Genomic DNA, 21,197 nt, shown 5'->3' with positions numbered 1-21,197 from the left:
GGCGCACCGGCCCGCGTCCAGCGATGGCCCGGAGGCGGCGTGGCGCACAACCAGTTCGAACTGCTCGGGCAGCGGCGTTTCCTGCCCTTCTTCGTGGTCCAGTCGCTGGGCGCGTTCAACGACAACGTCTACCGGCAGGCCATCATCGGCCTGCTGTTTTTCCTGGGCACCGGCGCCGAGCAGCGCACGCTCTACACCAACCTGGCGCCGGCGCTGTTCATCCTTCCCTACTTCCTGTTCTCCGGCATCGCCGGCCAGGTGGCCGAGAAGCTGGAGAAGTCGCGGCTGATCCGCATCACCACGATGATGGAGATCGGCATCATGTCGGTCGCCGCCGTGGGTTTCGTCACCGAGAACATGCCGCTGCTGCTGGTGGCGCTGTTCGGCACCGGTCTGCAGTCCACCCTGTTCGGGCCGGTGAAGTATTCCATCCTGCCCAGCGTGCTCAAGCCCGAGGAGCTCACCGGCGGCAACGGACTGGTCGAGATGGGCACCTCCATGTCCATCCTGCTGGGAATGATCTTCGGCGGCATGATCTTCGTGGTGGCCGGCGAACACGGGCCCGAGACGGCGGCGGTGGCCATCATCGCCCTGGCCATCACCGGCAACCTGGTGAGCCGCCTGGTGCCCGCGGTGGACGCCGCGGCGCCGGACCTGAAGATCAACTGGAACCCGTTCCCGGAATCGCTGCGGGCGCTTTCGCTGGCGCGCAGGCAGCCGGCGGTGCGCAACGCCATCCTGGGCATTTCCTGGTTCTGGTTCGTGGGCACGGTGCTTACCGCCCAGCTGCCCACCTACGCCGAAACCTACCTCGGCGGCGGCAGCACGCTGTACCTGTTCTGCTTCGTGCTGTTCTCGGTGGGCACCGGCATCGGTTCGCTGCTGTGCGAGAAGCTCAGCCACCGCACCATCGAGATCGGCCTGGTGCCGCTGGGCGCGATCGGCATGACGGTGTTCTGCGCCGACCTGTATTTCGCCCAGCCCGGCCCGGTGGCGGCCAGCGGCCTGACGGTGCGCGAATTCGTGGCCGCGGGGAACTGGCGCCTGATCGCCGACCTGGTGTTGATTGGCCTGTTCGCCGGCATCTTCATCGTGCCGCTGTTCGCGCTGGTGCAGAGCCGCACGCCGAAGGAAGAGCTCTCGCGCGTCATCGCCGGCGTGAACATCCAGAACGCCTTCTTCATCGTGCTGGCGGCCGTGCTCGGAGTGGCGGTGCAGCAGGCCCTGGGCTGGTCGATCCCGCAGGTGTTCCTGGCGCTGGCCATCGCCAACGCGCTGGTGTCGATTCTCATCTTCAGCCTGGTGCCGGAATTCTTCCTGCGCTTCCTGGCCTGGATCTACGTCTCGCTGTTCTACCGCGTGCGCATCGAGGGCGTGGAGGACAACGTGCCCGACGAAGGCCCGGCGGTGCTGGTGTGCAACCACGTCAGCTACATGGACCCGCTGGTGATCAGCGCCGCGGTGCCGCGCCCGATCCGCTTCGTCATGTACTACAAGATCTTCCGCATCCCGGGCATGAACTGGGTGTTCCGCGCGCACCGCGCGATTCCCATCGCCGGCGCGAAGGAAGACCCGGCGGTGATGGAGGCGGCCTTCGCCGAAGTGCAGGCCGCACTCGAGGCGGGCGAACTGGTGTGCATCTTCCCCGAGGGCGCGCTCACCAAGGACGGCCGCATCGCGCCCTTCAAGGGCGGCATCGAACGCATCCTGGCGGCCAAGCCGGTGCCGGTGGTGCCGATGGCGCTCACCGGCCTGTGGGACAGCATGTGGAGCAAGCGCGACAGCCGCCTGGGCCGCCTGCGCGTACCCCGTCGCCTTCGCGCCCAAGTGGGCCTCATCGCCGACCCGCCCGTGCCCGGCACCGAAGCCACCGCCGCTTCGCTCGAGGCGCGCGTGCGGGAACTTCGCGGGAACCGACCTTAAAAAGCCTTTGACACGGATGACGCGGATAAAAGCCGATCAGAGCCGATAGGGCAAAAGCTTTTTGAGTGGCACTTGGCCAGGGCCGACCCCTGCGCGAATACCCAACCGAATCGCTTCTGCCTTATCGGCTCTGATCGGCTTTTATCCGCGTCATCCGCGGCAAGGCTCCTTCCCCCACCCCGCCGGATGGATCAGGTGGCCCAGCCGGCCAGGACGATGACGGCGAGCACGCCGAGCCAGAGCAGCAGCACGCGCCAGACCAGGCTCATGGCGTCGCGCAGTTCCAGCAGGCCCGGGGCCTGCGCGGGGCCGTCCACGGCGTAGGCGTCTTCCTCGGCCAGTTCGCTGGCGACCGACGCGCGCGCGGCGGCGCCCAGGAAACCGGCGTCGAGCCGCACGCCCTCGGCGTGCCAGTCGCGCCAGGCGCTGAGCACGCGGTCGAAATCGGCCGCCAGCGCCAGCCCGAAGGTCATCAGCTGCGCCACCGGCCAGTTCAGCACCGCCAGCGCCACGCGGGCCATGCCGCGCTGGCCGACCGGCAGGCTGCGCCGGGCCTCGCCCTGCGCGCACAGCGAAATGAGCCGGTAGCCGATGGCGCCCACCGCGCCCGCCACCAGGAACCAGAACAGCACGCCGAACCAGCGCCACAGCGCGCAGCGGAACACCGCCTCCACCAGCGTGGGGCCTTCGCACACCGGCTCGCCGCCCTCGGGGAACAGCGCCGCGGCCGCGGCGCAGCGCGCCTCGGGTTCACGCGCCTCGATCACCGCCTCCACGTCCAGGCTCAGGTCGCGCGGGCCCCAGGTGTAGAGCAGCGCCAGCAGCGCGAAGAAGAAGGCCGGCAGCCCGTAGGCCAGGTCGTCGATGAAGAACTGCACCGTGCCCACCGCCACCAGCGGCAGGCCCACGGCGATCAGCAGGCCAACCTTGTTCGGCCAGTCGCCGCCGCTCTGCTTGCCCAGCCAATGCAGCCAGCCGATGAACCAGTCGTAGCGGCGCAGCGCCGGCAGCGCCGGGAACACGTGCCCCAGCAGGAGCGAAACGACGACGGCGATGAGCGCGGCGGACATGGCCAGATTCTAGCCCCGTTTGCCGCGGCGCCGCCTAGGCCCCGGGCTGGCCCGCCAGCCAGCTGTCGATGAGCCAGCGCGAGATGGACAGCCGCGGCGACAGCAGCAGTTCGCCCGAGGCCACGCCGGCATGGATGTCGGCGGCGCTGAACCAGCGCGCCTGCTCCAGCTCGTCGCTCACCACCGGCTCCACCGGCGCGCCTTCGGCGTGGAAACCCACCATCAGCGCCGCCGGGAAGGGCCAGGGCTGGGAAGCGGCGTAGGTGCAGGACAGCACCGGCACGCCGGCTTCCTCCATCACTTCGCGCGCGACGGTCTGTTCCAGCGATTCGCCCGGCTCGACGAAGCCGGCCAGCACCGACCAGCGGTTGGGCGGCCAGCTGGCCTGGCGGCCCAGCAGCAGGCGCGAACCGTCGGTGACGGCGACGATGATGGCCGCGTCGGTGCGCGGGTAGTGCTCCAGGCCGCAGGCCGGGCAGCGCGCGCAGTAGCCCGCGCGGGCGAGCACCAGCAATTCACCGCAGCCGCCGCAGTGGCGGTTGCGCTGCTGCCAGTGGATGAGCGCGCGCGCCTGGGCCAGCGCGGCGGCCTCGAGCGCCGGCCAGCGCACGGCGGCGTCGCGCAGGCCGAGGCGGCCGGGCAGCGGTTCGGGCAGGGTTTCATGCGGCAGGGCGAACCAGGCGGTGTCGCCGTCCAGGCCCAGGAAGCTGGCGGAAGCCGGCAGTTCTTCGCCGAAGTCGGCGCCGCGGCCCGGCTCGGGGGCTTCGTCGCTGCCGTGGAAGCGGGCGTTGCCCTCGGCGTCCACCACCAGCACGCGCGCGGCCGGCCAGCGGGCGCGCAGCTCGTCGGGACGGTCGCGCAGCAGTTCGGAGCGGTCGGGGCCCGGGCCGCGGAAGCCGAAGGCGGGCGGCGGCACGGGCGGCATGCGCGCGGGGCTCAGGCCGAGAAGCTGCTGCCGCAGCCGCAGGTGGTCTTGGCGTTCGGGTTGCGGATGACGAACTGCGCGCCCTGCAGGCTTTCGCGGTAGTCCACTTCCGCGCCCATCAGGTACTGCAGGCTGAGCGGGTCCACCAGCAGGGTGACGCCGTCGCGCTGCAGGGCCAGGTCGTCCTCGGCCTGCTGCTCGTCGAACTCGAAGCCGTACTGGAAGCCCGAGCAGCCGCCGCCGGTGATGTACACGCGCAGCTTGAGCGCCGGGTTGCCTTCCTCGGCGATGAGGGCGGCGACCTTGGCGGCCGCCGACGCGGTGAACTCGAGCGGGGCGTCGAGCTGCTGGTAACTGGGGTGCATTTCCATGCCGCCAAGATGGGGCCTCGCGGCCCCTTGTTCAAGCTTCCTGGGGCTCGCCCTTGGCCTTCACGCGGGCGGCCGGCGCGGGCGCCGTGTCGGGGCCGGTGAGCTGGGCCAGCGGGGCGTCGGCGTGGATCAGCCGGCCGGTGATCATGGCGCCGGCGGCCATTTCCACCACCTTGTAGTGGATGTTGCCCTGCACCCGGGCGTTGGCGGCAAGTTCCACCCGCTCGCTGGCGTACACGTCGCCCTGCATGTGGCCGTTGATGACCACCACCGGCGCGCGCACCTCGCCCTCCACCCGGCCCTTGTCGGCGATGGTGAGCACCGCGGCCGAGCCGTCGTCGGCCACCACCTTGCCGTGGATGGTGCCCTCGACATACAGGCCACCGGTGAAATTCACGTCGCCGCGGATCACCGCGCGGGGGCCCACCAGGGTTTCCACGGCATGGTGGCCGTGGTTGGTCGACTTGCCTTTTCCGCTGCCGAACATCTCAATCTCCTCGTGGCGACCCGACTTGCCAGGGGAAGGCCTGGTCCACGGTGCTGCCGTCCGAGCGCAGCTGCACCCGGACGCGTTGGGGGGTGAAGCCCTCGGGCAGCATCACGCTGCCCTCGAGCTGCTGGAAATAGCGGAACGAAAACGGCTGTCCGGGTGCGCCCGGCTTCTGTACGAGATCTTCCCAGCCCAGGCTGCGCAGGCGGCCCTGGCTGACGCCTTCCACCGACACCCGCGCTTCGCCCTTGCTGATGGCGCCGCGGTTGAGGTTCTGGGTGAGCGTGACGGTGTAGCGCCAGGTGCCGCCTTCCTCGGGCGCGAACACGGCCTCGTGCACGCTCAGGCCGCGGCGCTGGCCGGTGGCGCCCACCAGGCGTTCGTAGAAGGCCACGTCGGCGCGCAGGCCGGAGACCTCCTCCTCGCGCTCGGCCAGGCTGGCCTGCAATTCGGTGTTGGCGCTGCGGCTGATCTGGTCGCTGCGGCGCAGCGTGGCCACGTTCTGGCGCAGCTGCCGCACCAGGGCCTCGCTGTCGGCCACGCGCCGGTTGGCCAGGTCGAGTTCTTCGCGCACCTTGGCCAGGCCCGGCGCGGCCCGCTCGGACGCCACCCACCAGGTGGCCGCCAGGCTGGCCAGCCACAGCGCGGCAGCCACGGCCAGCAGCACCCGGACATGCGGGCGGTGCGGGACGATGACGAAGCGGGGCTTGACCGGGGCGGGGGTGCTCATGCGTAGGAACAGGTGCGCGGGCGGCGCGAATCCGGTCAACTAGAGCCGGTGCGCTCCGCCAGCGTCAAGGCGGAGGCTCACTATACTGTGAACCACGTCACGCTCCGGGAGCCCCGCCATGACCGAAGCCCACCTCTTCGCCCTCGGCCTCGCCCTGGCCTGCCTGGCCGGCGTGCGCGCCTACCTGACGGTGTTCGGCGTGGGCCTGGCCGGGCTGGCGGGCTGGGTGGACCTGCCGGCGGCGCTGGCGGTCACCACCTCGCCCTGGGTGCTGGGCACGGCGGGCGCGCTGGCGGTGGTCGAATTCGCGGCCGACAAGATCCCGGGCGTCGATTCCGGCTGGGACCTGCTGCAGACGCTGGCCCGCATCCCGGCCGGCGCCTTCCTGGCCGCCGCCACCCTGTCCGACGACGGCCAGCTGGCCGGCGGCGCGCTGGCCCTGGGCGCCAGCGCGGCGCTGGGCACCCACCTGCTCAAGACCGGGACGCGCGCGGTCATCAACGCCTCGCCCGAGCCGCTGTCGAACTGGGCCGCGTCGGCGGGCGAGGACGTGGCCTCGCTGGGCGCGCTGGGCCTGGTGTTCGCCTACCCCTGGGTGGCGCTGGCCTTGCTGCTGCTGGTGCTGGGCGTGGCCGCGCTGGTGGTGTTCTGGCTGGCGCGCTGGGTGTGGCGACGCACGGCCGGCCCCAAAGGCATAATCCAAGGCCAACCGGGGGCCACGCGATGAATCCGCACGACGAGTCACGACTCGCCGAACACCGACACGCCTTCCTGCGCCACCTGCCGCGGCGCGTGGAAACCTTGGGCCGTCGCCTGCACCGCTTCCTGCAGGACGGCTGGGACATCAACGGCCTGGCGCTGATGCACGAAGACGCCCTGCACCTGGGCCACGCCTGCCAGCGCCACGGCCTGGACGAGGCCGGCGAACACTTCCTGCGCCTGCACGCCCTGCTCGACGAAACCCTGCAGCAGCAGGCCCTGCCCTCGCCGGAAACCGGCGAGCGGCTGTGGCACCTGGTGGAAGACATCGGCACGGCCGTACCCATGGCCGCCGAGGCGCCCACGCCCGACCTGGCCCCGCCGCGCCCGCAGCAGGGCAGCGGCCGCGCCGAAACGCCGCCCGCCAACTACTGGCGCCGCTGGAGCGAAGACGCCCCGCCGGCCACCGCCACCGCAGTGGGCGACGCCGCGCCACCGCCGCCGCAGGTCGTGCCGGCCAAGCCCGCCAAACCCGCCAGTCCGGACGAACCGCTGCACATCGCCGCCGGCCCGCGCCACGGCCCCGCGCCAACGCCGACGCCCAAGCCGGCGCCCCCGCCGGCCGCCCCCGCCAAACCCGCCGCCCCGGTGCCGGCACCTGCGGCCGCCGCCGAGCCGCCGCCGGTCACGCCGGGCACCCGCGTCTACCACCTCACCGAACACGGCCCGCTGTCGCTCGAACTCGACCAGCGCATGGAGGCCGCCGGCTACGAAGTGGAGCTGCTGGAAAGCGCCGAGGAGCTGCACGAACTGCTGGGCGCCCTGCCCGCCCGCCTGGCCCTGGTGGACGCCGCCTTCAGCGACCAGCTCGACGCCATCGGCGCCACCGTGCGCGAGGCGCGCACGCGCAGCAACCAGCCGATCCAGCTGGTGGCCCTGAGCGCCGCCGACGACATCACCCTGCGCCTGAACGCCCAGCGCGCCGGCGTCGACCTGCTGCTGGTCGAACCCAACGCCGCCGAAGTGCTGCGGCGCCTGGCCGTGCTGCTCAGCCCGGGCGGCGGCGAACCCTTCCGCGTGCTGGTGGTGGAAGACGACCGCAACCAGGCGCTGTTCGCCGAGGGCATCCTGCGCAACGCCGGCATGCAGACCGAAGTGGTGCTCGACCCGCTCGACGTGCTCGAGGCCCTGCACCGCTTCAACCCCGACCTGATCCTGATGGACCTGCACATGCCGCATGCCAACGGCATCGAGCTGACGGTGCTGATCCGCGACCAGGACCCGTTCCTGCACACGCCCATCGTGTTCCTGTCGGGCGAAGCCGACACCGACCGCCAGTTCGACGCGCTCGAGGCCGGCGGCGACGACTTCATCACCAAGCCGGTGCGGCCCAAGCACCTGATCGCCGCCGTGCAGAACCGCGTCACCCGCCACCGCGCCATGCAGGCGCGCCCGGCCCGGCGCGGCGTGCGCAACGCGGAAACCGGCCTGGCGCACCGCTCGGAGCTGCTCGAAACGCTGCACGGCGTGGTGGCCGGCGCCACCGCGGAAAGCACCGGCGGCCTGCTGTTCCTGGAAGTGGAAAGCGTGAACCTGCTGCGCGACCGCCTGGGCCTGACCGCGCTCGAGCAGTTGCTCACCGGCGTGGGCAAGCTGGTGGGCGAACGCGCCGGCAACGTGCCGGCCACGCGCTTCGGCGACGGCAGCTTCCTGCTGCTCGACACCGAACGCGACGAAGCCGCGCTGGAAGCCTTCGCCGCCCAGCTGCGCGGCGCGCTGGTGCAGCACCCCTTCACCGTGCAGGGCCACCCGCTGCGCCTGCGCGTGTCGGTGGGCATCTGCGCCTTCAGGCACCGCTTCCACGACGCCGGCGACCTGCTCAACGCCGCCGAGCGCATGGCCCGCGAGGCCCGCACCAGCGACCGCGGCTACAAGCGCTTCGAGCCCGCCCAGCCCACCGAGGCGGCGCGCGAGGCGGCGCTGGTGAAGCAGATCCGCGAAGCCATCGCGCTCAACAGCCTCGAGCTGCTCTACCAGCCGGTGGTGGCCGTGGCCGGCAGCGACGATTCCCAGTACCAGGTGCTGCTGCGCCTGCGCGACGCCAGCGGCAAGCTGCTGCCGGCGGCGGAAGTGGTGCCGCTGGCCGAACGCGGCGACTTCATCCTCGACATCGACCGCTGGGTGCTGCAGGCCTCGATGAAGCTGGTGCGCGACCGCCGCGCCGAAGGCCGGCCGCTGCGCCTGTTCGTCACCCAGTCGCCGCTCACGCTGGCCGACCCGGGCCAGGCCACCTGGCTCAAGGCCGAGCTGGTGGCGCACGACGTGCCCGGCACCTCGATGGTGATCGAGCTGCGCATGGAGGACGCGGTCATCCACGCCGCCACCATCCGCCAGTTCTGCGACGCCATGGTGGCCGACGGCGTGCAGTTCTGCCTGAGCCAGTTCGAGTCCAGCCCCGACACCGAGCGCCTGTTCGACGAACTGCCGCTGGGCTTCGTGAAGCTGGCGCGCAAGTACACCGCCACGGCGCTTTCGCCCACCATGCGCGACGAGCTGAAGGTGCTGATCGACCGCGCGCACCGGCGCGGGCTCGAGGTGATCGGCCACGGCGTGGAAGACGCCCAGGCCGCCGCCACGCTGTGGATGAGCGGCATCGACTTCATCCAGGGCAACCTGGTGCAGCAGGCCGACCGCGACATGGACTTCGACTTCCAGCAGGCGGTGCTCTGAGATGCCACCCAATGTCCATGACGCCCTGATCGTCCGCTGGCTGGCCATCGCCGGCGCCGCCGGTGCCGCCATCGCCGCCGCCATCAGCCACTTCAGCGACAACTGGCTGTGGCAGTCGCTGGCCTTCGTGGCGGCGCTGCTGGCCCTGGCCGGCGCGGCCGGCTTCTGGCGCGCGGTGACGCTGCGCAACCGCGCGCTGATGCAGGCGGCCCAGACCACCGGCGAACAGACCCGCGAAGTGAACGCGCTGCAGGAAGAGCTGGCCCTGCACCGCCGCCTCGAGCGCGAACTGACCGAAGCCAAGCAGGCGGCCGAGTCGGCCATGATGGCCAAGGGCGAGTTCCTGGCCACCATGAGCCACGAAATCCGCACGCCGCTCAACGGCATCATCCCCATGCTCGACCTGCTGATGAGCTCGCGCCTGCAGCCCGACCAGCAGGAAATCCTGCGCACCGCCTACACCTCGGCGCGGCAGATGCAGCGCATCGTCGACGACATCCTCGACTACTCCAAGCTCGAGGCGAACAAGGTCACGCTCGAGACCACCAGCTTCAACCTGCGCGAGCTGCTCGATTCGGTGATCCGCCTGATGGAGAAGCCGGCCGAGTCCAAGGGCCTGCGCCTGAGCCTGCAGATCGACCCGGCCGTGCGCCTGGCCGTGCGCGGCGACCCGGTGCGCCTGCGCCAGGTGCTCACCAACCTGCTGAGCAACGCCGTGAAGTTCACCGAGCGCGGCTCAGTGAGCCTGGCCGTGAGCCGCCGCGGCGAAACCCGCAGCCAGCACGAGCTCCGCTTCGAAGTGACCGACACCGGCATCGGCATCGACAAGGACGCGCGCCTGTTCCGCGCCTTCAGCCAGGCCGACGCCAGCACCACCCGCCTGTACGGCGGCACCGGCCTGGGCCTGGTGATCTGCAAGCGCATCGTCGACCTGATGGGCGGCAGCATCGGCGTGGAATCGGAACCCGGCCGCGGTTCGACCTTCTGGTTCGAGATCCCGCTGCTCAAGGCCGCCGGCGACATCCAGGGCCAGCGCACCGACCTCAACGGCGCCCGCGTGCTGCTGCTGAGCACCGACGCCCAGCTGCGCCAGCGCATCGGCCAGGCCGCGCCCGGCTGGGGCGCCAACCTCACCCAGGCCGAAACCACCCAGGACACGCTCACCAAGCTGCGCACCGCGCTCACCCGCGGCGCCAACTGGAGCTTCGACCTGCTGCTGGTGGACCTGAGCAGCGTGCGCAGCACGGCCATCGCCCTGCACCGCAATTTGCGCCGCACCCCGGAACTGGAGGATTTGCGCGTGGTTTACCTGCATGGCGAGGAAGCCGTGGCCGTCGAGCTCACCCAGGGCCCGCACGCCCTGCTGCTGCCCCGCCAGATCGGCGGCAGCGAACTGCGCAACGCCATCGGAAGCTTCCTGTCGGCCCAGGCCGCGCCGCGCGCCGCCGAGCCCGAGCCCGAGGCGCTGCCCGAGCGCACGCTCGTGGGCGCGCCCGGCGAGGAAACCGGCGGCGACACCGGCAAGGGCCGCCTGCGCGGCCGCATCCTGCTGGTGGAAGACAACCCGGTGAACCTGATGGTGGCGCAGCGCCTGGTGGGCCTGCTGGGCCTGCACTGCGAAACCGCCGAAAACGGCGAGAAGGCGCTCGAGCGCATGGTGCAGGGCAACCTGGACCTGGTGCTGATGGACTGCCAGATGCCGGTGAAGGACGGCTACACCGCCTCGCGCGAATGGCGCCAGTTTGAGGTGGCGCAGAACCTGGCGCGCCTGCCCATCATTGCCATGACCGCCAACGCCATGGCCGGCGACCGCCAGAAGTGCCTGGACGCCGGCATGGACGACTACCTGTCCAAGCCGGTGGACCGCCGCCTGCTGGAGGCCACGCTGGCGCGCTGGCTGCAGCATCGTCCGTCGGCGTCCGGCGCTGCGCCCGCGCCCCTGCCCGAGCCGGCACCGGCTCCGGTACCGCAGCCTGCCGTCGCCAGCGCCCCGGCCGCGGCTGTCGCCCCGCGCCCGGCCGTGCCCGCCGCGCCGTCCAGTCCCCGCCCGAGCGCGCCGTTCCCGCCGCGCCCGGCCGCACCGGCTCCCGCGCCCATGCCGGCCCCGGCGGCGCGCCCGGCGCCCGCACCGAAGCCCGCCGCCGCCAGCGCGCCGGCGCCGGTGTCCATCGAACACCGCCCCGAGCCCGCCCCGCCCCCGCCGCCGGTGCTGGCCACCGAAGTGGTGGACGAACTGCGCGCCGTGATGGGCAACGAATACCTGAGCCTGGTGCGCCTGTTCCTGGAAGACGCGCCCAAGCACGTGCAGGCGCTGGAAGCCGCGGCCACCGCCAACGACATGGCCGCCATGGTGGCCCCGGCGCACACGCTGAAATCGGCCAGCGCCAACCTGGGCGCCATGGCGCTTTCGGCTGCCGCCAAGCGCATCGAGCTTGGCGCGCGCCAGGGCGTGCTGCCGCGCCCGGCCGTGGCGGTGGCGGTGCTCGATTCGGAATACCGCCGCGCCTCGCAGGCGCTGCACGGGCTGCTGCGCGGCTGAGGCCGTCGGTTTTCCCCGGCGTACGAAAAAGGGCCCGGCATCGCTGCCGGGCCCTTCGTTTTCAACGCGGGGTTTACGTCAGAACGACTCGACGTTCAGGCGGCCGTTGGTGGCCACCTTGCCCTGCACCGACGGGGTCGGGGCGGCGTTGTTCAGGATGGCCGCCTTGATCTGCGCCGCAGTGGCGCCCGGGTGGCGGGCCGCGTACATGGCGGCGGCGCCGGTCACGTGCGGGGTGGCCATCGAGGTGCCGTTGTAGCTGGCGTAGCCAGAGCCCACCGTGGCGTTCTTGCCCTTGCCGCTGGCCACCGGAACCGTGGACCAGATGCCCGAGCCCGGGGCGGCGATGTCCACCGTGGTGGCGCCGTACTGCGAGTAGCTGGCCAGCGCGCCGGTGTTGGTCAGCGCCGCGACGGCGATGACGTTGTTGCTGGCGTAGCCGCTCGGGTAGGAAGCCGTGGCGTCGTTGTTGGTGCCGCTGTTGCCGGCCGCCGCGATGAACAGGATGCCGGCCGCGTCGGCGCGGTCGATGGCGTCCTTCAGCGCCTGCGAGAAGCCACCGCCGCCCCAGGAGTTGTTGGTGGCGACCAGGTTCAGGCCGTGGCGCTGCTTCATGTCGGTGAAGTAGTCGACCGCCTTGATGGCGTTGGCGGTGGTGCCGCCGCGGCTGCCCAGGAACTTGGCGCCCATCAGCTTCACCGACCAGCACATGCCGGCCACGCCAGCGCCGTTGCCGCCGACCGCGCCGATGGTGCCGGCCACGTGGGTGCCGTGGTCGTCGCCGGTGCCGTCGAACACCGAGCTGTTGTTGCCGTCGAAGTCCCAGCCGTACACGTCGTCGGCGTAGCCGTTACCGTCGTCGTCGATGCCGTTGCCGGCGATCTCGCCCGGGTTCTTGAACGCGTTCGGGGCCAGGTCGGCGTGGTTGTACATGTAGCCTTCGTCGATGATGCCGATCACGACGTTGGAGCAGCTGGTGCCACCGGAGGCCCACACTTCGGCGGCCTGGCTGCCGTACTGGTTGGCCGGCGAGCTGGCGTTGCCATAGACGCCCCACAGCGAACCATTGGTGTAATAGGTGTCGTTCGAGGTGGCGGCGTGCTGGACGATCCAGTTCGGCTCGGCGAATTCGACGGCCTCGTCGGCGTAGAGCTCCGCCAGCAGGTCGACGATGTCGGCGTGGCCGCGCGCGTTGAGCAGCTCGACGTCGCCGCTGCGGCCGCGGCCGCGGGAAAGCACGTCGGCGCGGTTGCCGTTGACGCGGGCCATCACGCGGCTCTTGTCGGCGTCGGAGGCATCGGCGCGGAACTGGACGATCACCTGGTCGGCCTGGAACGGCTTGCCCTGGGCGATGCCGCGGGCGACGAGGTCGGGACGGCCGCCGGCGAAGGCGGTGGAAGCGGTGCCGAGGGCGGCCAGGGTGGCCGCAGCCAGCAGGGTGGTGCGGAAGACGGACTTCATGTGCAAGGAACTCCCCGTAAGTGCCGGGTCCAATACGGGCCCGGGTATGGGAACTTAGGGGGCGTGTGCAGAACTTGTCATTTTGCGACGCAGCACACAGTTTCAGCAGAAACCTTTCCACGAAGCTGAACGGAACTGGTCCGGAAAAAGCCATAAAAAACAAAGGCCTGCCAAAAGCACTGGCAGGCCTTCGTTCAGTTTCGGGCGGACCGGCTCAGCTGCCGATCTTGGTCTGCAGGTAGTTCTGCTCGCCAATGCGCTCGATCAGGGCCAGCTGGGTCTCCAGCCAGTCGATGTGCTCTTCCTCGGAGGCCAGGATGTCGGCCAGCAGCTGGCGGCTGGTGTAGTCGGCCACCTGTTCGCAGTGGGCGATGCCGGCGCGCAGGTCGGGCACGGCCTGGTTCTCGAGCTTGAGGTCGCACTCCAGCGCTTCCTTCGGCGTCTGGCCGATGAAGAGCTTGCCGAGGTTCTGCAGGTTGGGCAGGCCGTCGAGGAACAGGATGCGCTCGATCAGGCGATCGGCGTGCTTCATCTCGTCGATCGATTCCTTGTACTCGTGCTCGCCCAGCTCCTTCAGGCCCCAGTTCTGGAACATGCGGGCGTGCAGGAAATACTGGTTGATGGCGATGAGTTCGTTGTAGAGCGCCTTGTTGAGGTGCTCGATGACCTTGGCGTCGCCTTTCATGGGCGCCTCCGCTTCCGTGGGTTGGACCCGAAGCCTACCCCGTTACGCGGCCGGTGGCCTAAATGCCACTCACTTCCAACAACGCTGTAGGAGCGGCTTCAGCCGCGACCGCCCTTCGCCAATTCCGTCAAGCCGCCGCTGCAAACACCGCCAACGGCAGCTCGCGGCCCCGCGCCTCGCCCAGGATCTCGGAAGCCAGCTCGCCGCAGCTGCCGCAGCCGCTGCCCAGGCCGGTGCGCATGGTCAGCTCGGCCAGCGAACCGCAGCCGGCTTCGGCCGCCCGGCGGATGTCGTGGTCGGTAACCCCGTGGCAAAGGCAGACGTACATGGCGGGCCGTCCTGGATGGGAACGGTTCGCATTACGCCCCAGATGCGAATGATTGTCAACTACCGCCCGGCGCGGGCCTTCTGGGGCGGGGCCGGCAGCAGGGCGCGCAGGCCCTCGCCCGCCGGCGGCACGGCCTGTTCGCCGGCCACGGCCCGGGCCCGGGGGGCCAGGTGTTCCAGGGCCCGCACGTACACCTCGCGCTTGAAGCTGACCACGTGCTCGGCCGGGTACCAGAAGTCCACCCAGCGCCAGCTGTCGAATTCGGGCTTCTCGGTGAGGTCCAGGCGCACGTCCTGCTCCCGCCCGGTGAGGCGCAGCAGGAACCACACCTGCTTCTGGCCAATGCACACCGGCCGGTTTCCCCGGCGGATGCAGCGGCGCGGCAGGCGGTAGCGCAGCCAGCCCGGCGTGGAACCCAGCACTTCCACGTGCTCGGGCAGCAGGCCGGTCTCCTCGCGGAGTTCGCGGAACATCGCCTCGAGCGGCGTCTCGTCGGTGTTCATGCCGCCCTGCGGGAACTGCCAACCGTCGCGGTTGACCCGCCGGGCCCAGAACAGGCGACCGTCGCCGTGCATGAGCACGATGCCCACGTTGGGGCGATAACCGTCCGGATCGACCACGAAACGGACTCCAAAAATCTACTGCGGCCAGACTGCCACAGCCCCGGAAGCCCCCACAAGCACGGGCCCGGCATTTGACAGGAGGGGCCCCCAGGGCCCAAAATTCGCGGCCCTGTCTGCAACGGACAGGCCGCGTTGCCCCATGGCTATGTAGCTCAGCCGGTTAGAGCACAGCACTCATAATGCTGGGGTCGGTGGTTCGAGTCCACCCATAGCCACCATACTAAGCCCGCGAATTTGCGGGCTTTTTTGTTTCCGGACGCGGGTGCCGACGCACTGGCGAGTGGCCTGTGACACATCCTGTGACGAATCTGTGCCACTTGGCTGGCCCGAAACTCGATAAATTTGACCCGAGCACTACTGCGCCGGCGAAGTTATCCCGATGACCCCCGCAAGCACACTGCTTTGGTCCTGCGACCAAGCCTCGAACTGATGACCAAAGCACACATGTGCGCCACTTTTTGTGGGGCCAATCGGAACTTCCGGATCTCACATACCGCAATCGGCCAGCAGCGGACATTTCGCTAGAATCGTGGGTGGGCCTCTAAGGTGACGGCGATGAATAGATATGAAGCTGCCAAGCAAAGGCTGGCCGGCCTTGTAGCTGAGACTCGTAACCTGCCTGCTTACAACGAAGCCACCGCACGATTCCAGATCATTGACGTCATATTGACAGAAGTTCTTTGTTGGGATCGGCAGGGTATTTCAGTTGAAAAGTTCGATCGGGGAGAATTCACGGACTACGAGTGCGGTACTCCTGTGTCGCTCTTGGTCGAGGCTAAACGTGAGTCAATTGGATTTAGCCTTCCTCTGGGAGTTGATGCTGGGCCAATGAAGCTCAGCACGCTCGCGGAGGGCAACCCTGCATTTGAGAGTGCACTAAACCAGGCCATTCGCTACTGCAAAGATCGCAGTATTCCCTACGCTGCCGTAACTAATGGCAAGCAATGGGCTTTCTTCCTTGGGGCAAGAACAGATAACGTCGCCCCCATTGATGGAAGATGTATTGCCTATCCAAGTCTAGAGGTGATGCTAGAGCGATTCCGGGAACTATGGGATCTCTTCACACCGGAAGCTGTCTCGGAGCGAAACCCCACATCATTGCTGGCGAAGGAATCGCTGCCCCCTCCTCCTATCAAACTATCCGGGCGCATTCCTGATTACCCGGGATTCAAGAACAGGAACCCGATCGCTACTGAGCTTCAGATTCTCGGCGGACTATTCTTTGATGACATTGTGAACGAGCCGGAGCTAGAGGAGGAGTTCCTTCGTAGCGCCTATTGCCAAAGCGGTGCGTTATCACAATACGCATTGGTAAGTAGGGATCTTCTGAGAACTCGCTACACAACCTTCTTTGAAAGCCAGGCTGGAGTGGCGGTCGCTCCGGCGACTACAAAGAAAGGGACCAACCCTCAACTGACAGCTGACGTACTGGCTGCAGCATTAAGCAAGAGGCCAATCCTCTTGGTAGGAGATGTGGGTGTTGGCAAAACAACCTTCATCCGAAATCTCATTAAAAATGAAGCAAAAGAGGAACTGAGTCGGGCGCTAGTTCTCTATCTGGACTATGGAACGAGACCTGCAGTAGCCACCGAGCTAAAGCCGTATACATCACAAGAGATCATCCGACAGCTCCGAGAGCAGGCTGGGGTAGACATATTCGAGCGTCAGTTCGTTAGAGGGGTATACAACCAACGGCTGGAGGACTTCTCTCGAGGAATATATGGCGACCTCAAGGAGGCTGACCCGACCGCGTATAGGGTGAAAGAAGTTGATTTCTTGGAGAAACTGATTAGCCAAGAGGATGAGCATGTTCGGTTGTCGCTTGAGCACATATTCAAAGGACAGAAGCGCCAAATAGTTCTGTTCCTGGACAATGTTGATCAGCGGCCACCACAGTTCCAAGAAGAGGTGTTTCTAATTGCGGCTAGTGTTGCTGCGCACTGGCCAGTAACTGTGTTTGTTTCCCTCAGGCCCGAGACGTTCGCATTGTCTAGGGCGCGTGGTGCACTCGCTGCCTATCAACCAAGGGTTTTCACAATTGAGCCTCCGCGCGTAGATCTCGTCATAAGAAAACGACTGGATTTTGCGCTTGACCAACTAAAGAACTCTGGAAAGCTGCCGGGCCTTCCGGCAGGAACCACCATCGCATCCAAAAGTCTGGAGAATTATCTGAAGATGCTCATAAGAGCCTTCGATTCGCAGACGGAAGTTATTGAGTTCATAGACAACATGTGTGCCGGGAATGTTCGAGAAGCTCTCAACTACGTGGCATCTTTCGTGGGCAGCGGCCACGTTGACAGCGAGAAAATTCTATCGGCTATGGATAGATCCGGATCATACCTGCTGCCGCTACATGAGTTCTTGCGCGCTGTGATTCATGGGGATTCGGAACACTACGACCCATCCGACTCCCCTATCCTCAACATCTACGATGTAACCAGCAACTCCAAGTCTGAGCATTTCGCTATGTTGTTGCTGCTGGACTATGTTGAGCGTGCTGGTCAAGTCGGAGGCAACCATGGATTTGTTCAACGCGACCTTGTGCTTGAGTACATGCAGTCTGCTGGGTTCTCGATTGCGCAGACTCTCCCGCAAGTTAGACGCGCATTCGACAAGGGGCTCCTGTCTTCGCCAGAGGGCCTTAAGGATGAAGCCAGCGACCGAATTCGAATAACGTCCGCCGGCGCCTACTCGAGAAAGAAGCTTTGCACGCTTTTCGCCTACCTAGATGCGGTGATTGTCGATACACCAATAATTGATCCTGGCTACAGAGCGCGACTCCAAAGCGCATACTCAATCGAGGATCGCCTTGCACGGAGCCTATCGTTTCTCGATTACCTAGACCTTTGCTGGCAAGAATCGCCATTGTTGTTTGGAAGGCTTGACTGGCCGTCTTTAGCCGAGACATCACGGAGGCAGATTGCCGAGATCCAGCTTAAGCTCGGAATCGCCTAGCGTCCGCTTTGTGGACTACTCAGCCATTTTTAGGCAGTTGATCTGCGGCACCGTTGGGCAGAGCTCGCTTACGATCGGTAGCTCCGATCTCCCTATCCAGGGGGATGGTTTTGCCCGAGCAGAAGGCTCTCAGATGCCTTCAACATGCATTCCGTGCTCGGCCAACCAAGCCATCCGCCGTTCGTAGTCGGGCATGGCTCGCTCCACAAGCAGCCAGAAACTGGCCGTGTGGTGCGGCTCATGTAAGTGCGCCATTTCATGGACCACCAAATACTCTGCGATATGCGCCGGCAGGAGTATGGCCTTCCAGTGGAAGTAGAGCCATTCGCCCTTTCCGCAGGAACCCCAGCGGTAGCCCAGATCCTGCACCTTCAGCCCGCCGGGATTGACCTCCATTCGGTGGCGGTAGTCCGCCACCCGTGATGCCAGCCAAGGCGTAGCCCTTTGGCAATACCACTTTACGAGATGATGCCGGGCGTCAGGCAGATTGCAGCGACGCATCATGAACCGCCCGTTGGCAAGCTTCAGCGGCACGTCCTGCTCATCGACCAGCTTCAGGCGGTAGCTGCGCCCTAGGTACGGAAAGCCCTCGCCGTCCACGAACTCCCTGCGGGGCCTGGCGCGGTTGAGGCGGTCCTTCTCGGCGAGCTTGGTGTACACCCAGAAGCGCTTCTCCTCGACGAACTTGCGGAGCTTCGCTTCGCTCACGTCGGGCGGCGCCTTGATCAGGAGTTCGCCCTCGCGGTCCACGGTGATCTCCATGGTCTTGCGGCGGGCGCTGCGCTGCAGGGCGAAGTGCAGGTCGCCTACGGTGAGTGTCGCGTCCGGGATAACCATGGCGGCAGTCACACGGCGACCAGCTTGTCGTGGTTGGCGCGGGCCTGCCCCAGCAGGCGATCCGTCAGCACCTCGGCCTTACCCATGTCCACCAAGGGCGGGCGCAGGCGCATGATCCGCTCGAATAGCGCGCCATTGAGCGCCTCCTGGGCGGCGCGCTTGTGCGGCTTCCAGATGTCCCGGTTAGTCTTGAGCTCGTCGGTCAGGACATCCACGAGATCGACGGTGATGTCCTTCAGGCGCACCAACTCCTCGGGCTTGGGCTGGGCATCGCCACAGACCACGTCGAGCAGCGTTCGCAGGAACGGCAAGTAGTGCTCTGGAAGGGTGCCGCCATGGGTGTCGTCGGAGGCTTTGCCGGCGCGCAGGTCGTCGATGATCTTCTGCATCTGAGTGATCAGGTCACCCCACTGCTCGTCGAGGTCCTTGAGGATCTGGCTCAGGCGCTCGGAGAGCTTGCGGTACAGCACCGGGTCTTCGTCGGCGTGCTTGCGGATGTGCGAGCGGATGGCGTGCTCCATCTCGGACGCCTTGGCGCGGTCATTGGCGGCGCGGCCGACGTGGGTATCGAAATCGGCGTGGGTGAGCTCAATGGGCGGGATCTTCGGATCGACTCCCAGCGAGATCACGTGGTCGTCAATGAGCTTCTGGACCTTCTTGCCGACGTCCTTGCCCAGTACCGGGGTATCCTTGTAGCGATTGCGGGCGCGTGCGTAGATGTAGGCGAGCTTCTTGGCGTCCTTGGTGAACGGCAGACCCTCGGGGCGCGGCAGCACGGTGTCCAGCGAGGCGAGGAAGGCCTTGAGCTTCACCGAGAAGTCGGCGCGCAGTTTGTCGCTTCCCAACAGGTCCACGCAGGCTTCCACGTCATCGAGTGAAGCGATGTCGTTTTTGCGGAACAGGTCCATCACGCGCTGGTGGCGGTCGCGCAACACCGGCACTTCGTCCTTGAGACTGGCGAGCGCGCCCTCAATGTCCTGGTCGGCGTAGACCTTGAGGGCTTCCTTCAGGTGGCCGGCGACGCCGTAGTAGTCCACCACGATGCCGCAGCGCTTGCCGAAGCCGGTGCGATTCACGCGGGCGATGGCCTGCAGCAGCTCCGCTTCCTTGATGGGGCGGTCGAGGTACATCACACCTTCGATGGGCGCGTCGAAGCCGGTCAGCAGCATGGACTTCACGATTAGGAAGGCCAGCGGGTCGGCCTTCTTCGGATCGGCACTGGTCAGTGGCTTCTTGAAGCGCTTGATCAGGTCTTCCTGCTTGCTGCTGTCGGTCCAGTCCTTCCACTCCGGCGGATCGTTGTTTCTGCCGGAAATGATCGGCGCGAACTGCAGCGAGGCTAGCAGGTCGCGGTAGCGCCACGCCTGGACCGCTGCCCGGACCTTGGGTGGGCGCTGACAGAGCGCCTCGTCATCTATGGCCTTGTCTGCAGGGTTCAGAGCATCAGCTTCCTTGAGCAGCTCGTCGCGGGCCTTCTGCAGGGCGTCGTTATATCGCAGCGCGGCGAGACGGCTGTAAGCCACCACCTGCGCCTTGTAGCCATTGGGCAGGATGTTGGTGACGTAGTGGCGGAGGATGTCCTTGGCCTTGTCGGCGATGAGCGCCGGGGCATCGAAGATGTGGCCCTTTGCGGCGTACTTCTTCTTTATGGCCTCCATCTCTTCCTTGGTTCGCTCGCGAAACAGATCCTCGAAAAGCTCATCGAGGCTAGTGCCATCCTTCACGGCACCCTGGGCGGTGCGCCCCTCGTAGAGCACGGGCACGGTGGCGCCATCGGCCTCGGCTTCCTTGATCGTGTACTTGTCGATGAACTCGCCAAAGACCTCGTGGGTGCGTTTCTTGTCGCCCATGATGATCGGCGTGCCGGTGAAACCGATGCGCGCGCAGTTGGGCAGGCCGGCCAGCAGGTTGGCGTGCAGGTCGCCGGCCTGGGTGCGATGGGCTTCGTCCACCAGCACGAGGATGGCCTCGTCCTCGTTCAGCACCTCGAAGACTTCTCCGGGCTTAGGTTCGGCGACCTTGCGCGCGGGCACGGCAGGGATGTCGTAGGACTCCTCTGCGGCCGGGTCGATCTCGGTGTCTTGCTCGCGGTATTTCTGGATGGTGGCGAACACCAGACCCGGCCCCTTCTTCCTGGCCAACCCCTTCACTCCAGCCGTGCTGCTGGCAAGCTCGACCGTCTCGCCGGTCAGGGTCGCGGTTTCAGAGAGCTGCCTCTGCAGGTCCTTACGATCCGTGATCACGATGACCTTGAATCGGCGTAGCGTAGGCTCGGTGCGCAGCTTTCGCACGAGGAACACCATGGTGAGCGACTTGCCTGAACCTTGGGTGTGCCAGACGATGCCGCCGCGCTGGTCCTGCTCGCCGTCCTGCAGCCGGGTCTTGCCCGTCTTCAGGCGGTCGATAGACTTGTTCACCGCGCGGTACTGCTGGTAGCGGCAGACAGTCTTGATGGTCTGGCCGCCAGCCTGCATGAACAGCATGAAGTGGCGGACCACGTCGAGCAGGTTCGCCGGCGTTAGCAACCCGGCAATCAGTCGTTCCTGTTCGGAGAGCTTGGTCTTACCGAGGCTGGCGGCTACGTCCGCTTCGCTGCCGTGGCCATCCGGCCCTACCACCGTCTTCCATTGAGCGTAGTGCTCGAATGCAGATCCGATGCAGCCGACGCGCGCCTCCTCGAAGCTGGTGGCGATCAGCAGCTGGTTGGTGGCGAACAGGTTCTCGTTGCCCTCGTTCTCTTCCACCTCGCTGGCGGCACGGCGCTGGTTGCTGTAACTGTTGATGCGCGACCAAAATTGACCACCCCTGCGCGTTGAAAATTGACCAGGGCA

General features: G+C 67.0%; 16 protein-coding genes and 1 tRNA gene. 6 read left to right on the top strand and 11 right to left on the bottom strand.

The features are described from left to right. Positions 1-39: 39 nt before the first annotated feature. Positions 40-1,923, top strand: coding sequence for an MFS transporter (locus ACE3Q2_RS09560; protein WP_374473856.1), 1,884 nt, complete (start codon positions 40-42; stop codon positions 1,921-1,923). Positions 1,924-2,114: 191 nt separating this feature from the next. Here the strand turns inward: ACE3Q2_RS09560 and ACE3Q2_RS09555 are convergent, their stop codons facing one another. From ACE3Q2_RS09555 to ACE3Q2_RS09535, 5 genes are read right to left on the bottom strand one after another with little or no spacing between them, the layout of a single operon-like run. Next, positions 2,115-2,993: a hypothetical protein gene (locus ACE3Q2_RS09555; RefSeq protein ID WP_374473855.1), complete on the bottom strand. Its 879-nt coding sequence runs from the start codon at positions 2,991-2,993 to the stop codon at positions 2,115-2,117. A gap of 34 nt (positions 2,994-3,027) precedes the next feature. Continuing rightward, complete coding sequence (gene nudC, locus ACE3Q2_RS09550; protein WP_374473854.1) at positions 3,028-3,918, bottom strand: NAD(+) diphosphatase; 891 nt, start codon at positions 3,916-3,918, stop codon at positions 3,028-3,030. Positions 3,919-3,929: 11 nt separating this feature from the next. Continuing rightward, entirely contained in the window at positions 3,930-4,289 is a 360-nt protein-coding gene (erpA, locus tag ACE3Q2_RS09545) for an iron-sulfur cluster insertion protein ErpA (protein WP_043803513.1), read from the bottom strand. Between the two features lie 31 nt (positions 4,290-4,320). Beyond that, the gene (locus ACE3Q2_RS09540) at positions 4,321-4,776 is read right to left on the bottom strand and encodes a polymer-forming cytoskeletal protein (protein WP_231698172.1); all 456 of its coding nucleotides are present in this window, start codon (positions 4,774-4,776) and stop codon (positions 4,321-4,323) included. A gap of 1 nt (position 4,777) precedes the next feature. Continuing rightward, complete coding sequence (locus ACE3Q2_RS09535; protein WP_231698171.1) at positions 4,778-5,509, bottom strand: DUF6776 family protein; 732 nt, start codon at positions 5,507-5,509, stop codon at positions 4,778-4,780. Positions 5,510-5,627: 118 nt separating this feature from the next. On the opposite strand from ACE3Q2_RS09535, the gene ACE3Q2_RS09530 reads away from it, so the two are divergent. Genes ACE3Q2_RS09530 through ACE3Q2_RS09520 form a run of 3 tightly spaced genes read left to right on the top strand, consistent with a single transcriptional unit; the run spans position 5,628 to position 11,477 of the window. Further along, on the top strand, positions 5,628-6,236 hold the full coding sequence (locus tag ACE3Q2_RS09530; RefSeq protein WP_231698170.1) for a DUF4126 domain-containing protein: 609 nt from the start codon (positions 5,628-5,630) through the stop codon (positions 6,234-6,236). Beyond that, positions 6,233-8,938, top strand: a complete 2,706-nt coding sequence (locus ACE3Q2_RS09525; protein WP_374473853.1) for an EAL domain-containing protein — start codon at positions 6,233-6,235, stop codon at positions 8,936-8,938. The genes ACE3Q2_RS09530 and ACE3Q2_RS09525 overlap by 4 nt, the downstream gene beginning before the upstream one ends. A 1-nt stretch (position 8,939) precedes the next feature. After that, positions 8,940-11,477, top strand: coding sequence for an ATP-binding protein (locus ACE3Q2_RS09520; protein ID WP_374473852.1), 2,538 nt, complete (start codon positions 8,940-8,942; stop codon positions 11,475-11,477). A 78-nt stretch (positions 11,478-11,555) separates the two neighbouring features. On the opposite strand, the gene ACE3Q2_RS09515 is transcribed toward ACE3Q2_RS09520, so the two are convergent. The 4 genes from ACE3Q2_RS09515 to ACE3Q2_RS09500 form a co-directional block, all read right to left on the bottom strand. Then, the gene (locus ACE3Q2_RS09515) at positions 11,556-12,938 is read right to left on the bottom strand and encodes a S8 family peptidase (protein ID WP_374473851.1); all 1,383 of its coding nucleotides are present in this window, start codon (positions 12,936-12,938) and stop codon (positions 11,556-11,558) included. Positions 12,939-13,152: 214 nt separating this feature from the next. Further along, positions 13,153-13,623, bottom strand: a complete 471-nt coding sequence (bfr, locus tag ACE3Q2_RS09510) for a bacterioferritin (protein ID WP_231698106.1) — start codon at positions 13,621-13,623, stop codon at positions 13,153-13,155. A 127-nt stretch (positions 13,624-13,750) separates the two neighbouring features. After that, on the bottom strand, positions 13,751-13,951 hold the full coding sequence (locus ACE3Q2_RS09505; protein WP_231698105.1) for a (2Fe-2S)-binding protein: 201 nt from the start codon (positions 13,949-13,951) through the stop codon (positions 13,751-13,753). A 59-nt stretch (positions 13,952-14,010) separates the two neighbouring features. Then, positions 14,011-14,571, bottom strand: coding sequence for an RNA pyrophosphohydrolase (locus ACE3Q2_RS09500; RefSeq protein ID WP_374473850.1), 561 nt, complete (start codon positions 14,569-14,571; stop codon positions 14,011-14,013). A 144-nt stretch (positions 14,572-14,715) separates the two neighbouring features. Here ACE3Q2_RS09500 and ACE3Q2_RS09495 point away from each other — a divergent pair. Beyond that, a tRNA-Met gene (locus tag ACE3Q2_RS09495) sits at positions 14,716-14,792 on the top strand. Positions 14,793-15,129: 337 nt separating this feature from the next. Continuing rightward, positions 15,130-17,529: an AAA family ATPase gene (locus ACE3Q2_RS09490; RefSeq protein ID WP_374473849.1), complete on the top strand. Its 2,400-nt coding sequence runs from the start codon at positions 15,130-15,132 to the stop codon at positions 17,527-17,529. Positions 17,530-17,658: 129 nt separating this feature from the next. Here ACE3Q2_RS09490 and ACE3Q2_RS09485 read toward each other — a convergent pair whose 3' ends face one another. Together ACE3Q2_RS09485 and ACE3Q2_RS09480 are read right to left on the bottom strand one after the other, a co-directional pair. Continuing rightward, complete coding sequence (locus ACE3Q2_RS09485; protein WP_374473848.1) at positions 17,659-18,366, bottom strand: M48 family metallopeptidase; 708 nt, start codon at positions 18,364-18,366, stop codon at positions 17,659-17,661. 8 nt (positions 18,367-18,374) lie between these two features. Beyond that, on the bottom strand, positions 18,375-21,197 hold a 2,823-nt coding region (locus ACE3Q2_RS09480; RefSeq protein WP_374473847.1), incomplete at its 5' end, for a type I restriction endonuclease subunit R.

The organism is Arenimonas sp., from assembly GCF_041913985.1.
In the GTDB taxonomy this organism is placed as follows: Bacteria; Pseudomonadota; Gammaproteobacteria; order Xanthomonadales; family Xanthomonadaceae; genus Arenimonas.
Note: the sequence above shows the minus strand (reverse complement) of the source record. Positions and strands in the feature narration are given on the sequence as shown.